This is a genomic window from Isoptericola sediminis, assembly GCF_013085345.1.
Classification (GTDB): domain Bacteria; phylum Actinomycetota; class Actinomycetes; order Actinomycetales; family Cellulomonadaceae; genus Isoptericola; species Isoptericola sediminis.
In genome coordinates, this window is record NZ_JABFAJ010000020.1 from 1 (window position 1) to 14,454 (window position 14,454).

Consider the following 14,454-nt stretch of genomic DNA (forward strand, 5'->3'; position numbering starts at 1 on the left):
TCGCCGGGACGCCGCGTCCCGGCGACCGCCGCCCGCGGCCTGGCGCGACGATCAGCCGCCGGCCTCGATGGTGTGGGGTTCGGAGCGGTGTGACACCTCGATGCGCCGCGGCTTGGCCTCCTCGGCGACCGGGATGGTCAGCGTCAGCACGCCGTCGGCGTAGGAGGCCGAGATGTGGTCGAGCGCCAGCCCGCGCCCGAGCGTGATCTGACGTGCCACGGTGCCGGCCGGGCGCTCGCGGAGCAGCCACTGGCCCTCGCCGGAGCGTCCGGTCCGCTCGGCCCGGACGGTCAGCGTGCGGTCCTCGACCGAGACGTCGATGCTGCCGGGGTCGATCCCGGGCAGGTCGGCGGCCAGGACGAAGTGGTCGTCCTCGCGGAACAGGTCCATCGGCATGGCCGAGACGTTCCGCGCCGTGAGGGGGAAGGAGCCGAAGAGCCGGTCCATCTCCTGGAACGGGTCCCAGTACGTAGCCATCGCGCATCACCTCCTCGGCGAGGCCGCACCCGCGACCTCGATCCGCGACGGGTGCGCCGGTCCGTCCGGCGTCACCTGGCTACACCCTCAGAATTAGCACTCTCGACCCGAGAGTGCCAGCGTCGGATGTTCGCCGTGAGCGAACGATCCGGGATCAGGGTGCGACGTCGTCGTGCAGCACGACCCGGGACAGCTCGACCCCGCCGCCGGGCAGCTGCCAGTAGTGCAGCCGGCGTGCCTGGGGTGCGCTGACCTGCAACGACAGGCGCATCGCCTGGGCACCGTCCGCCTCGCGGACCCGGTACGGGTCGCTGCCGCCGTCCCCGCGTCGCAGGCGGTGCAGCTCGTAGCCCGCGACGTCGTGGGCCCGGCCGGTCAGCACCATGACGATCGCCCGGTGCACACGGTCCTCGAAGCCGCGCCCCGGTCCCGCGAGCGAGTCGCAGAACCGGGGACCGACGTCGTAGTCGGGCAACGGGTAGTCGACCTTCTCGTCGGGCCCGATCAGCTCGGCCCAGGCGCGGTAGACGTCGTGGCGGAGCTGGTCCTCCGGGTCCGTGAAGAGCCGGTCGGGTGCCGCCGCGGTGGCCGGTTCCCCGGCACGTTGCTTGCGCGCGGACCGGATCCGCGCCTTGTACCGCTCGGCGTCGCGGTGCATCCGGTCGAGGTGGTCCCGCTGCTCGCGCGCCAGGTCGCGCAGGCCCGCGACCTCGACCTCGAGCGTCCTGACCGCGGCGCGCAGCTCGACGTTCTCCCGCTCGGCGAGGTGCGCCCGGGCACGGTACTCGTGCACGGACCGCTCGAGCTGCCGGACCAGGGCCTTGCGCTCGCCGGGCGAGGAGGCGTCCACCTCGGTGGTGTCGTCCGGGCAGGACGTCGAGGCGGCGGGCACCGGCGCGGGGGAGCGCCCCGGTGGCGGCACGGCGCGGCGCGGGCCGGGGCCGGGCGTCGGGCGGGCAGCAGGGGGCGGCTCGGGGACCGTCGTCGGCTCCGGGCCGAGATCCTCGTCCGGGGGCACGGTCGGGGCCGGGAGCCAGGGCGGTCCGCCGTCGAGCAGGCTGATCGCGGGCAGCACGCCGGCGGCGTCGTCGACGTCGTCGAGACGCAGCGCCGGCTGCCGGTGGCCGCCGGCGGGACCGGGTACGGGGCGGGGTGGCTGCATGCGGGCCGCGACCACCTCGCCCACGGTGAAGAGGTCGCGCAGGTCGTCGTCGCCCCGGCTCGCGTGCTCGCGGTGCACGCGCACGGCCACCGCCGGTGCGAGGGCGAGGGTGACCTCGTCGGCCTCCACGCGGTGCACCTGCGCCGGCACGACGGCGCCGGCCGGGTAGGCGGCCAGCACGCGCGAGGTCTGGGCGACGGGGTCGGGCAGCATGCCGCGCACGTCCAGACGCCGCGTCCCGGCGTCCAGCACGCCGTGCACCGCCATGCCCGGCGCCAGGAGCCGGTCGATCGGCACGACGGGCAGCGTCAGCTCCTGGGCCACCTGCGCCGTCGCGCCGTCGGCGGTCTGCACCAGTGCGCGCGTGCCGACGAGACCGAGCACCGTGCCGCTGGTGGCGGCGGGAGCGGTCGACAGCAGGCTCACGGTGACGAGGCCGGCGCGCGTGGCCGCCGTCAGAGCGTCCTGCACGAGCCGGTCGTGCACCCGCGTGCCCTCGGCGGCGTCGTACGCGATCCACAGCGGCGAGCGGGTGACGTCGTGCACCCAGCCGACGCCCACCGGGTAGACCCGGGAGGCGCCGCCGTAGACCTGGGTGGCGTCCGGCATGCCGTGCGAGAAGGCCCACGACGGGTCGCCCGCGTGGATCACGACGACCTCGGCCAGGCCCTGGACGGCGTCGAGCACGCGGTCCGCGTCGACGAAGGGGCGGCCCCGGTCCTGCGGGGTGGAGACGACCACGACGGGCCAGGTGCGGTCGGGGTGCTGGAGGCGGGCGGCGAGCGCCTCCGCCTGCACGGTGGTGCGCACCTGGCCCACCGTGGCGGGCGGTCGCGCGGGTCCCGTCCGGCCCGGCGCGGAGGCGGTGCGGGTGCTCGTCACGGGGCCTCCTCGCTCACGGTCCGGACCGGGTCCGTCGAGAGTACCCGCGCACGTCCGGGTCGGCGCGGGGTCGAAGATGACGTCCTGTCCGTTCAATGTCACGGCGGGGCGGCGGCGAGGCGGTCCGGAGCACCCCTGGGCTCGGTGGATGATGGGACCATGTCGACGACCCCCCGGCCGACGGCCGATCCCACCCCGTACGACGCGCTGCTGCTGTTCTCCTTCGGCGGCCCGAACAAGCCGGAGGACGTCGTCCCGTTCCTCCGCAACGTCACCGCGGGCAAGGGGATCCCCGACTCCCGGCTGGAGGAGGTCGGCGAGCACTACTACGCGTTCGGCGGCAAGAGCCCGATCAACGACCAGAACCTCGCGCTCAAGGCCGCGATCGAGGCCGAGCTGGCCGCGCGCGGGATCGAGCTGCCGGTCGTCTGGGGCAACCGCAACTGGGAGCCGTACACCGACGACGCCGTCACCGAGCTCGAGGCGCTCGGTGCCGAGCGCGCGGTCGCGCTCGTCACCTCGGCCTACTCGAGCTACTCCGGCTGCCGGCAGTACCGCGAGGACCTGGCCGTGACGCTGCAGCAGCGCGGTCAGCTCGACGAGAACGGGTCGACGGGCGTCCAGTTCGACAAGATCCGGTCGTACTTCAACCACCCCGGCTTCGTGCAGGCCAACGTCGAGGCCGTCCTCGACGGCTACGCCGCGCTGGAGGAGAAGGGCGGCTCGCCCGCGGACGCGAAGCTCGTGTTCGTCACGCACTCCATCCCGGACACGATGGAGGCGGCGTCCCGCATCTCGCAGGCCACGTACTCCACCCAGCACCTGGACGTCGCCGCCGTCATCGCCGCCCGGGTCGCCGAGGCGCGCGGCCACGAGGTCTTGTGGGAGCTGGCCTACTGCTCGCGGTCCGGCCCGCCGACCCAGCCGTGGCTCGAGCCGGACGTCAACGACCTGCTGACCGAGCGTGCCGGCGAGGGCCTGCGCGACGTCGTCATGGCGCCGATCGGCTTCATCTCGGACCACATGGAGGTCGCCTACGACCTCGACACCGAGGCGATGGAGACCGCCACCGAGCTCGGGATGACGGCCGTGCGCGCCGGCACCGTGGGGACGCGGCCCGCCTTCGTGGCCGGGCTGGTGGACCTGCTGCTCGAGCGGGCGGCCAAGGCCCGCGGCGAGGACGTCGACGAGGCGACCGTCGGGACCCTGCCCCCGTTCCGGTCCGTCTGCGAGGTCGACTGCTGCCTGCGCCGCGACGGTGAGCCCAGCGGCGTCCCGGCGCTGTGCTCGCGCGACGTCAACCGCTGAGCGACCGAGCGATCCTGGAGGAGCATCCGTGAGCGACCAGCACATCCACGCCGACACGGGCGAGGCCGTCGACACCGCCGCGATCAACGAGTCCATCCGCTACGCGATGATCTCGGTGTTCTCGCTCGCGGGGCCGGTGCCGGCCGACGACGCCGAGCGTGCCGCGCTCGCTGCCGAGGCCGAGGACGCCCTGTGGGGCGGCGCTGCCGAGGCCGACCGTGACCCCTCCCGCGCCGACGGTGACGTCGTCGTGCGCGGTGTCTACGACGTCGCCGGGCTGCGTGCGGACGCGGACCTCATGGTCTGGGTGCACGGCCCCACGGTCGAGTCGGTCCAGGGCGCCTACCAGCGGCTGCGGGCCTCGCGCCTGGGTGCCGTGCTGACGCCGGTGTGGTCCGTGGTGGCCCTGCACCGGGCCGCGGAGTTCAACAAGGGCCACGTCCCGGCCTTCCTGGCCGGTGAGGCCCCGCGCGACTACCTGTGCGTGTACCCGTTCGTGCGGTCCTACGAGTGGTACCTGCTCCCGGAGGCCGAGCGCCGCACGATGCTGCGCGACCACGGCATCGCCGCCGCGGGGTACAAGGACGTGCGGGCCAACACGATGAGCACGTTCGCGCTGAGCGACTACGAGTGGCTGCTGCCGTTCGAGGCGGACGCCCTGGACCGCATCGTCGACCTCATGCGGGACCTGCGGGCCACCGAGGCGCGCCTCCACGTGCGCGAGGAGGTCCCGTTCTACACCGGGCCGCGGGTGCCGCTGGCCGCGTGGGTCGACCGGCAGCCCCGCACCCGGGCGTAGCGCCGGCAGGCCGGTCGCCCGACCGAGATGCTCAGCATGCTGAGGTTTGGCATGCTGAGGACATGACGACGCTTCAGGACACACCCCAGCGCCCCACCACCGCCCGGGACCGCGTCCGGCAGGTCGTGGTCGCCGTCGGCGCCCTCCTCGCCATCCTCGGTGCCGCCGTCGGCTCCGGCGCGTTCGGCGGCCAGCCGATCCAGGAGGCGGCGGACGGTGCGCTGTCCGCCGACGCGACGGTCCTGGCGCCCGACACCCCGGCGTTCTCGATCTGGTCGGTGATCTACACCGGTCTGGTGCTGTTCGCCGTCGTCCAGGCGCTGCCCGGTCGCGCGGCCGACCCCCGTCTGCGGTCCGTGGCGTGGTGGATCCTCGTCTCCATGCTGCTCAACGCCGCCTGGATCGGCGTCGTGCAGGCCGGCTGGCTGTGGGCCAGCGTCGCCGTCATCGCCGGTCTCGTCGCCGTGCTGTCCCTGGTGCTCGTGCGTCTCGTGCGGACCCCCGCCCCCCGCGTGCTCGACGCCGTCGTCACCGACGTCACCGTCGGCCTCTACCTCGGCTGGGTCTCCGTGGCGACGCTGGCCAACACCGCCGCGGCCCTGAAGGCGGCGGACGTCGGCGAGCTGGGCCTGGGCGCCACCGGGTGGGGCGTCGCGCTCGTGGCGGTGGGCGCTGTGCTGGCGCTCGCGGTCGCCCGGTACGGCGCCGTCCGCCCGGCGGTGGTGGTCCCCGTCGGCCTCGCGATCGGCTGGGGTCTCGCCTGGATCGCCGTCGGGCGGACGACGGGGCCGCTGACCGACCAGACGGTGGCGGTCGCGGCCGGCGTCGCCGCCGCCGTGGCCGTGGTCGGCCCGGTCGTGGTCACCCTGGTCCGCCGTCGCCGCGCTCGCGCCTAGCGACCACCACGGTAGCGTCCCGGTCCTCGTCCCGTACCCGCTCGGCCCTCAGCCCCGCGGCGGCCACACTCCGTCGCGCCGCCGGCCACTGCCGCGCCGCGATCTCGAACAGCAGCACGCCGCGCGGTGCGAGCCACCGCGGGGCCTGCCCCAGCACCCGCCGCAGCACGTCGAGACCGTCGGCACCGCCGTCGAGCGCCGTCGGTGGCTCGTGGTCCCGCGCCTCCGGCGGCATGGTGGCGAGGGCGGCGGTGGGCACGTACGGAGCGTGGCACAGGAGCAGGTCGACGCGGCCCCGCAGGCTGCGCGGGAGCGGGTCGAACAGGTCGCCGGTCGCGACGGCGGCGCCGAGCGGCTCGAGGTTGCGGCGGGCGTAACCGACCGCCACGGGGTCGACGTCGACGGCGTGCAGCGCGGGGCGCGCACCGGCCGCGGTCAACCCCTCGAGCACGGCGCCGCCGAGCGCGCCGCAGCCGCAGCACAGGTCGACGACCGTCGGGTCCACCGACCCGGGGCGGCGGTCCAGCGCTGCCTCGACCAGCGCCTCGCTGCGACGGCGGGGCACGAAGACGCCTGGTCCCACCGTCCACGTCCTGCCGGCGAGCTCCACCTCGCCGAGCACGTGCTCGAGGGGCTCACCGGCGGTGCGGCGCGCCACGAGCTGCTCCAGCCGCGCCGACCCGGCCGGGGCGGCGCGCAGCAGCACCGCGGCCTCGTCCTCGGCGAAGACGCACCCGGCGTCCCGCAGCCGGTCGGCGAGCGCCGCCGTCGGGTCCCCCGCGGGTCTCAGGGGTAGAGCCCCCGGATCTCGTGCGCCTCGGCGGTTCGCCGCACGCCGATCACCGTCGCCGCGTCCCGCAGGGAGATGCCGTCGCGCCGGGCCAGGGCCGAGACGTCGCCGTAGGCCGAGGCCATGCGCCGCGCCAGCTTCTCGGCGATCTCGTGCGCCGACCACCAGTACGTCTGGTTCGCCTGCACCCACTCGAAGTAGGAGACGACGACACCGCCGGCGTTGGCGAGCACGTCCGGGACGACGGTCACCCCGCGCTCGGCGAGCACGGCGTCACCGGCCGTCGTGGTCGGCCCGTTCGCGCCCTCGACCACCCAGCGGGCCCGCACCGTGCGCGCCGACTCGGCGGTCAGCACGCCCTCGACGGCGGCGGGCACGAGGACGTCCACGTCGAGGGCGATGAGCTCGGCGTTGGAGATCGCCTCGGCGTCGCCGAACCCGACGACGCTGCCGGTCTCGCTGACGTGCTCGGCCAGCCGGGCCACGTCCAGCCCGTCGTCGGTCCGCACCCCGCCGTAGCGGTCGCTGACGGCGACCACCCGTGCCCCGCGCTCGGCGAAGATCTGCGCGGCGTTCCCGCCCACCTTGCCGAAGCCCTGGATCGCGACGCGCACGTCGTCCATCCGGGCCTCGGCCTCCTTGAGCGCGGCCGCCGTGACGTGCACGATGCCGGCGCTGGTCGCCGTGCCGCGGCCCAGCGAACCGCCGATGGCCAGCGGCTTGCCGGTGACCACCGCCGGGATCGTGTACCCCCGGTTGACGGAGTAGGTGTCCATGACCCATGCCATGGTGCGTTCGTCGGTGCCCATGTCGGGGGCCATGATGTCCGTGTCGGGGCCGATCAGCGGCATGATCTCCGAGGTGTACCGGCGGGTGACGCGCTCCAGCTCGCCGGGGGTGAAGTCGGCGGGGTCCATGCCGACGCCACCCTTGGCACCTCCGAACGGCAGGTCGACGATGCCGCACTTCCACGTCATCCACATCGCCAGCGCGCGCACCTCGTCGATGTGCACGCTCGGGTGGAACCGCAGCCCGCCCTTGCCCGGCCCGCGCGAGACGTTGTGCTGGACCCGGTAGCCCTCCAGGAGAACCCGCGAGCCGTCGTCCCGGTGCAGCGGGACCGCGACCTGGATCTCGCGGCGCGGCGTGGCCAGCATCTGGTGCAGCCCGTCGTCGTAGCCCAGGTGCGCGACGGCGGTCGCGAGCTGGGACCGGGCCGTCGCCAGGGGCGATGCCTCGCCCACGGATTCCGGACGGGTCGACGTCGTGGTCACGCGGTTCCTCCTCGGAGGCGTCGGAGGGGCCTCCCGGCGGTGCCCCGGGATGGTCACCGGCCCGGGTCGTGGGCCGTCCCGGTACCGTACCCCGCAGGCCACGGGCGGTCCTGGTGACGGCCTGCCTGCTGTCGGGTTGTCGCAAAGTGCGCTCCGTGCGACCCGTTCTGTACAAGACGGGACGCTGTGATCGGGCGCACCCTGGTGCCATGAGCACCCATGCCACCGATCGCGGAACCGGCCACCCCGGCGCCCGCCCCGAGGCGACCGTGAGCCCGGCCGACCTGGTCGAGGATGCCGTCGCCCTCGCCCACACCTGGATCGACGCGGCCACGCGGACCGACGGTGTCGTCACCCGCGCGGACCGCCGCACGCGCGCGACCGCCGAGCGCCTCGGCGCCCTGGTCGCCGACCCCGCGGGCCTCGACCTCGCCGTCGGGTTCGTCGACGACGTCGCCCGGCCCCAGGACGTCCGGGTCGCCGCCAAGGCGCTTTCCCGCCTCGGTCGGGACGCCGGCGCCGCGTCGTTCCTGTCGCCCGTCGACCGCACCCTCTTCCGGGTCGGGGCCGCCGTCGCCCCCGTCCTGCCGTCCGTCGTCGTCCCGGCCGCCCGCGTGCGGCTGCGCCAGCTCGTCGGCCACCTCGTCGCCGACGCGGGCCGCGGGCTGGGCAAGCACCTCGCCCGGACCCGGTCCGAGGGCTACACCCTCAACGTCAACCTGCTCGGCGAGGCCGTGCTCGGCGACGAGGAGGCAGCGGCCCGGCTCGAGCGCACCGTCGCACTCGTGCAGCGCCCCGACGTCGACTACGTGTCGGTCAAGGTCTCCTCCGTGGCCGCCCAGCTCGTCACCTGGGACCTCGACGGCTCGCGCGAGCGCGTGGTCGAGCACCTGCTGCCGCTGTACCGCGCGGCCCGCGACCACGGGGTCTTCATCAACCTCGACATGGAGGAGTACAAGGACCTCGCCCTGACCACGGCCGTGTTCCGGGACGTCCTGGACCACCCCGAGCTGCGTGGCCTGTCGGCCGGCATCGTGCTGCAGGCGTACCTCCCCGACGCCCTCGGGGCGCTGGACGAGCTCACCGCGTGGGCCCAGCAGCGGGTCGACGCCGGCGGCGCCCCGGTCAAGGTGCGCCTGGTCAAGGGCGCGAACCTCGCGATGGAGCACGTCGAGGCCGAGCTGCACGACTGGGCGCCGGCGACGTACGACACCAAGGCCGAGGTCGACGCCAACTACGTGCGCATCCTGGACGCGCACCTGACCCCGGAGCGGACCGCCGCCGTCCGCCTCGGCGTCGCCTCCCACAACCTGTTCCACGTCGCCCTGGCCATCCTCCTCGGCCGTGCGCGCGACGTCAGCGCCGGGCTCGACATCGAGATGCTGCAGGGGATGGCCCCGATCGAGGCGCGTCTGGTGCGGGCCGAGGTCGCCCGGGACGGCGGCCAGGTCGTGCTGTACACCCCCGCGGTGCGCGACGAGGACTTCGACGTGGCCATCTCCTACCTCGTGCGCCGTCTCGAGGAGAACGCCGCCGAGCAGAACTTCGTGCACGCGGCCTTCGCCCCAGCGGCCGACGAGCCCGGGGTGCGCGGCACCCCGATGGAGCGGCAGGAGATCGCGTTCCGCGCGTCGGTGACCGACGGGTTGCGTCCGGACCCGGACGCCGTCGTCCCGCGTCGCACCTCCCGCTTCGACACGCCCGCCACCACGCCGCGCGGTCGTACCTCCGGTGCCGCGGACGGACCCGCCGGGTACGACGGCGCCGCGGACGGTACGACCGCGGGGTCGGACACCGGGTCGCGGACCCGGCCGGGGAACGGGTCGCCCGACCGACCGGGATCGCCGACCGGTTTCCACAACGCCGTCGACACCGACCCCGCCGTGGCGGCGCACCGCGAGTGGGCCGCCCGCCTGGTCGGCCCCGACAGCGGTTTCGTACCCGTGCGGACCCCCGAGACGACCGACACCGGCCGGATCGACGAGGCCGTCGCCCGCGCCGTCGAGGTCCGCGAGCAGTGGGCGGCCGTCCCGCCCGCCGGCCGCGCCCGCGTGCTGCGCGAGGCCGCCCGCCGGCTGGAGGCGCGGCGCGGAGACCTCGTGGCCGCCGCCGTGCACGAGGCCGGCAAGACCGTCGCCGAGACCGACCCCGAGGTCACCGAGGGCATCGACTTCGCCGCCTACTACGCGGCGGCCGCCGAGGCGCTCGACACCGTCGACGGCGCAGACTTCGCCCCGGACGGCGTCACGCTCGTCACGCCGCCGTGGAACTTCCCGGTGGCGATCCCCATCGGCGGCGTGCTGGCGGCGCTCGCGGCGGGGTCGACCGTGCTCGCCAAGCCGGCGCCCCCGACACCGCGCTGCTACGAGCTCGCGGTCGAGGCGGTCCAGGACGCCCTGGAGGCCGTCGCACCCGAGCTCGGGCTGCCGGCCGACGTGGCCCGCGACGCCGTGCAGTTCCTGCGGGTGCCCGACGGCGAGGCCGGCAAGCACCTGGTGACCCACCCCGACGTGTCGCGGGTGGTGCTGACGGGCGCGCTGGAGACGGCCCAGATGTTCGCCCGGTGGAACCCGGACCGTCCCGTGCTCGCGGAGACCTCGGGCAAGAACGCGCTGATCGTCACGCCGTCCGCCGACCTCGACCTCGCGGTCGCCGACGTCGTGCGCAGCGCGTTCGGCCACGCCGGCCAGAAGTGCTCGGCGTCGTCGCTGGTGATCCTCGTGGGGTCCGTCGGCGACGAGTCCACCGTGACGGGGGAGCGGTTCCGGCGACAGCTCGTCGACGCCGTGCGGTCGCTCGCCGTCGGACCTGCCACGTCGCTGTCGACGGTGATGGGCCCGTTGACCGAGCCGGCCGCCGGCAAGCTGCACCGGGCGCTGACGTCGCTGGAGCCCGGCGAGTCCTGGCTGGTCGAGCCCCGACGGCTCGACGACGTCGCCACGACGGCCGGGATCGAGCCGGACCGGCTGTGGTCGCCCGGGCTGCGCGACGGCGTGACCCCCGGGTCGTTCTTCCACCTCACCGAGGTCTTCGGTCCCGTGCTCGGCATCATGCGCGCGGAGACTCTGGAGGAGGCCGTCGAGATGCAGAACGCCGTGTCGTTCGGCCTGACCGGCGGGATCCACTCCCTGGACTCCGACGAGATCGCGACGTGGCTGGACCGCGTCGAGGTCGGCAACGCCTACGTCAACCGGCACATCACCGGCGCGATCGTGCAGCGGCAGTCGTTCGGCGGCTGGAAGGGCTCGGTCGTCGGCCCGGGCGCCAAGGCGGGCGGCCCGAACTACGTCGCCCAGCTCGGCCGCTGGAGCGACGGCGCCGACGTGCCGTCGCGCGCCGCGGACCCCGAGGCCTGGCTCGCCTGGGCCGAGGCCTCCGACGACGCCGCGTGGGACGCCGAGTTCGGGGTCGCGCACGACCCGACCGGTCTGTCGGTGGAGGAGAACAGCTTCCGCTACCGCCCGGTCCCCGAGGTCACGGTGCGCGTCGGTGACGGCGCCCTGCCGGTCGAGGTGCGTCGCGTGCTCGCCGGTGCCCGCCGGGCCGGGGTGCGGGCCGTCGTCGTGCCCGCGTCCGACGCGGGCTGGGGCGTGCCGCACGAGACCCCGGTCTCGCACGAGGACTTCGCCGCCGCCGTCGCCGAGGGCCGGGTCACCGGCCGGATCCGCGTCGTCGGCGAGGCGCCGGGGCTGCGCGCTGCCGCCGTCGAGCGCGTCGGCGAGGTCACCGTGCTCGACCAGCCGGTGCTCGCCGCCGGGCGGCGCGAGCTCCTGCCGTTCCTGCGCGAGCAGGCCGTCAGCCGGACGAAGCACCGGTACGGGCACCTGCGCGCCTGAGGTCCGCCCGGCCGGGGAGATCGATCCGGCCACGGTCCCGTCCCCGGGCGCTGCGCGCCCTCCACGTCGGGGACGGACGACCGTGACCGGACCGATCTCCCGGCCGGTCCTCGTCCGCCGTGGCAGCATGGCGGACATGGCGACTGCGTTCGTGATGGGTGGCGGGGGCGTCCGCGGTGCCGTGCAGGTCGGGATGCTGCAGGCGCTCTTCGAGGCGGACGTCCACCCGGACCTGATCGTGGGGACGTCCGTCGGCGCCATCAACGGCGCCGCGGTCGCGGCCGACCCGACCCTCGGCGTCGTCGACCGCCTTCTGCAGGCCTGGGCGTCGCCCACGGCGGCCGCCGTGTACGCCGAACCCTGGTACCGCCAGGTCCGGCACCTGGCCCGCTCGCGGGTGCACGTGTACGACCCCGCCAAGCTGCGGCGGCTCATCGAGGAGGCCGTGGGGGAGCGCCGGACGTTCGCCGACCTCGAGGTGCCCCTCGTCGTCGCCGCGTCGAGCATCGAACGGGCGTCGGAGCACTGGTTCGACACCGGGCCGCTGGTCGAGGCCGTGCTGGCCTCGGCCTCGGTGCCCGGGGCGATGCCGCCCACCGTCATCGACGGTGAGCACTTCGTCGACGGCGGCTTGGTCAACTCGATCCCTCTCGGCGAGGCCGTGCGCCGGGGGGCCACCACCGTGTACGTGCTCCAGGTCGGGCGCATCGAGGAGCCGTTGTCGGCCCCGCGCAGCCCGTCCGACGTGGCGAAGGTCGCCTTCGAGATCTCGCGCCGGCACCGGTTCCACCGCGAGCTCGCCGACGTCCCCGCGGACGTCACGGTGCACGTGCTGCCCTCCGGCGGCTCGCTGCCCGGTGACGAGAAGGTCCGGGCGTACAAGCGGCTCGACGCGACCCGGCACCGGATCGAGCGCTCCTACGACCGGACCCGGACCTACCTCGCGGCACAGGACTGAACGTGCTGCCGCCGCGGTGGGTCCGCCGGGTCGTCCTCGCGCCGCTGGTCGTGGCCCTCGCCGTCGTCATGGTCCCCACCACCCTGATGTTCGCCGTGCTGGTCGGCGGCGTGCTCACCTGGGTCGTGCCCGGCGGACTGCGGGTGCTGCGGCTGCTGTGGATGACCGCGTTCTACATCGTGTGGGACGCGACGGCCCTGCTGGCGATGTTCGGGCTGTGGCTCGCCGCGGCGTGCGGCCTGTTCGCCGACCGGCCGTGGTACCGGCGTGCGCACGTCCGGCTGGCCCGCGGGATGCTGGCCCTGTTCTTCTGGCAGGTGCGCTGGACCCTGCGTCTGCGCATCGAGCTGGACGTGCCGGACGCGCTGTCGTTGCCGGAGGCGCCTCTCGTGGTGCTGAGCAGGCACGCCGGCCCGGGGGACTCGTTCATCATCGTCGACCGGCTGCTCGGGCTGTCCGGACGCGCCCCCGCCATCGTGCTCAAGGACACGATGCAGTGGGACCCGGCGATCGACGTCCTCATGAACCGGCTGCCCGCCGCGTTCGTGACGCCCGCCTCGCGGCGTCCCGCGGGTCACCCCGGCGCCCGCGAGACCGTGCACCGCATCGCCGCCGGGCTGACGGCCGACGACGCCCTCGTGCTCTTCCCCGAGGGCGGGAACGTCACGCCGCGGCGCCGCGCGGCACGGATCGAGGCGCTGCGCCGGTCGGGGTACGACGACCTCGCCCGCCGGGCGGAGGCGATGCACGAGGTGATGGCGCCGCACGTCGGGGGGTTCGACGCGGCGCTGGAGGGCGCGCCCGAGGCTGCCGTGCTGGTGGTGGCGCACACCGGTCTGGACCGGCTGGTCGACGTGCGGGACGTGTGGCGCGAGCTGCCGATGGACAAGACGGTCACGATGCGGGCGTGGCTGCACCCGCCCGGTGCCGTGCCGCGGGACGTCGCCGCTCGCGAGGCCTGGCTGTTCGACCAGTGGCAGGTCCTGGACGACTGGATCGCGGCGCGCGCCCCGGCCGACTGAGCCGGGACGCGCACCGCGGCGGAGGGCTACGCGGACTCGCCCTCGATGAGCCGCGGGATGAAGATCCGCGGTTCGGGGTGGACGTCCTCCCCGCCCAGCATGTCGAGCAGCGACGACGTGGCCGCCGCGACCATCTCGACCACCGGCTGGAGCACCGTGGTCAGCCGCGGGGTCGTGCGCTCGGCCCCCAGCGCGTCGAAACCGACCACCGCCACGTCCTCGGGCACCCGCTTGCCGTGGGCGTGCAGCACGTGGAGCGCACCGGTGGCCATGAGGTCCGACGCCGCGAAGACGCCGTCGACGTCCGGGTGCTCGGCCAGGACCCGCTCCATCGCGGCGGTCCCGCCCTCGACCGTGAAGTCGCCCTCGGCGACGGCATCCGTGGGCAGCCCGGCGCGGGTCATCGTCTGCCGCCACCCGTCGAACCGGTCGAGCGTGGCGGTCATGTCCTGCGGACCCGTCAGGGTCGCGATCCGGCGGCAGCCGCGGTCGACGAGCCGCTGCGTCGCCACGCGGGCTCCCGCCCGGTTGTCGACGTCGACGTAGTGCAGGCCCGCGGAGTCGAAGGGGCGGCCGACGAAGACGGCCGGCAGCGCGCCGCCGCGCAGCTCCTGCTCGATCCGGTCGTCCTTGTGGTGCGAGGCGACGATGACGCCGTCCACGTGCCCGCTGGTCAGGTAGCGGGCGATGTGGCCGGGTCGTTCGCCCTGGCGGGCCAGGAGCAGCACGAGCTGCAGGTCCGTCCCGCCAAGTCCCTCGCTCACACCGCGGACGACGCCCGCGAGGAAGGGGTCGGTGAGGATCCGGGCGTCGGGCTCCGGGACCACCAGGGCGATCGAGTCGGTCCGCCGGGTCACGAGCGACCGGGCGGCGCGGTTGGGCGCGTAGCCGAGCCGGACGATCGCGGCGTCCACGGCCTGCTGCGCCTCCGGCGACACCCGGTCACCGCCGTTGATCGCCCGCGACGCGGTCGAGCGGGAGACCCCTGCGGTGCGCGCGACGTCGTCGAGCGTCGGTGCGATGTGCTTCGTGACCACGGTCGGAGATTAC

At 75.0% G+C, this 14,454-nt stretch carries 11 protein-coding genes; 6 read left to right on the forward strand and 5 right to left on the reverse strand.

From position 1 onward, the window contains the following. Positions 1-51: 51 nt before the first annotated feature. Positions 52-477 (reverse strand): Hsp20/alpha crystallin family protein, encoded by a 426-nt coding sequence (locus tag HLI28_RS11170; RefSeq protein ID WP_171247642.1) that lies wholly within the window; start codon positions 475-477, stop codon positions 52-54. Between the two features lie 154 nt (positions 478-631). Next, a complete protein-coding gene (locus tag HLI28_RS11175; protein ID WP_171247643.1) occupies positions 632-2,521 on the reverse strand; it encodes a hypothetical protein in 1,890 nt (629 codons plus the stop codon). A 159-nt stretch (positions 2,522-2,680) separates the two neighbouring features. On the opposite strand from HLI28_RS11175, the gene HLI28_RS11180 reads away from it, so the two are divergent. The 3 genes from HLI28_RS11180 (at position 2,681) to HLI28_RS11190 (ending at position 5,524) form a co-directional block, all read left to right on the forward strand. Then, positions 2,681-3,829: a ferrochelatase gene (locus HLI28_RS11180; protein WP_171247644.1), complete on the forward strand. Its 1,149-nt coding sequence runs from the start codon at positions 2,681-2,683 to the stop codon at positions 3,827-3,829. 28 nt (positions 3,830-3,857) lie between these two features. Further along, complete coding sequence (hemQ, locus tag HLI28_RS11185; protein WP_171247645.1) at positions 3,858-4,628, forward strand: hydrogen peroxide-dependent heme synthase; 771 nt, start codon at positions 3,858-3,860, stop codon at positions 4,626-4,628. Between the two features lie 62 nt (positions 4,629-4,690). Next, a complete protein-coding gene (locus HLI28_RS11190) occupies positions 4,691-5,524 on the forward strand; it encodes a tryptophan-rich sensory protein (protein WP_171247646.1) in 834 nt (277 codons plus the stop codon). On the opposite strand, the gene HLI28_RS11195 is transcribed toward HLI28_RS11190, so the two are convergent. Together HLI28_RS11195 and HLI28_RS11200 are read right to left on the reverse strand one after the other, a co-directional pair. Further along, positions 5,490-6,314, reverse strand: coding sequence for a putative protein N(5)-glutamine methyltransferase (locus HLI28_RS11195; protein ID WP_171247678.1), 825 nt, complete (start codon positions 6,312-6,314; stop codon positions 5,490-5,492). The two genes, HLI28_RS11190 and HLI28_RS11195, sit on opposite strands and share 35 nt — an antisense overlap. Continuing rightward, complete coding sequence (locus HLI28_RS11200) at positions 6,311-7,588, reverse strand: Glu/Leu/Phe/Val family dehydrogenase (protein WP_343035799.1); 1,278 nt, start codon at positions 7,586-7,588, stop codon at positions 6,311-6,313. The genes HLI28_RS11195 and HLI28_RS11200 overlap by 4 nt, the downstream gene beginning before the upstream one ends. 209 nt (positions 7,589-7,797) lie before the next feature. Between HLI28_RS11200 and HLI28_RS11205 the strand changes: the two genes are divergently transcribed. The 3 genes from HLI28_RS11205 to HLI28_RS11215 all read left to right on the forward strand — a co-directional run bounded on the left by HLI28_RS11205 (position 7,798) and on the right by HLI28_RS11215 (position 13,404). Next, positions 7,798-11,424, forward strand: coding sequence for a proline dehydrogenase family protein (locus HLI28_RS11205; RefSeq protein ID WP_171247647.1), 3,627 nt, complete (start codon positions 7,798-7,800; stop codon positions 11,422-11,424). 136 nt (positions 11,425-11,560) lie between these two features. Then, a complete protein-coding gene (locus HLI28_RS11210) occupies positions 11,561-12,382 on the forward strand; it encodes a patatin-like phospholipase family protein (protein WP_171247648.1) in 822 nt (273 codons plus the stop codon). Positions 12,383-12,384: 2 nt separating this feature from the next. Beyond that, a complete protein-coding gene (locus HLI28_RS11215) occupies positions 12,385-13,404 on the forward strand; it encodes a 1-acyl-sn-glycerol-3-phosphate acyltransferase (protein ID WP_343035800.1) in 1,020 nt (339 codons plus the stop codon). A gap of 26 nt (positions 13,405-13,430) precedes the next feature. On the opposite strand, the gene HLI28_RS11220 is transcribed toward HLI28_RS11215, so the two are convergent. Then, positions 13,431-14,441, reverse strand: a complete 1,011-nt coding sequence (locus tag HLI28_RS11220) for a substrate-binding domain-containing protein (RefSeq protein WP_171247649.1) — start codon at positions 14,439-14,441, stop codon at positions 13,431-13,433. Between the last annotated feature and the right edge of the window lie 13 nt (positions 14,442-14,454).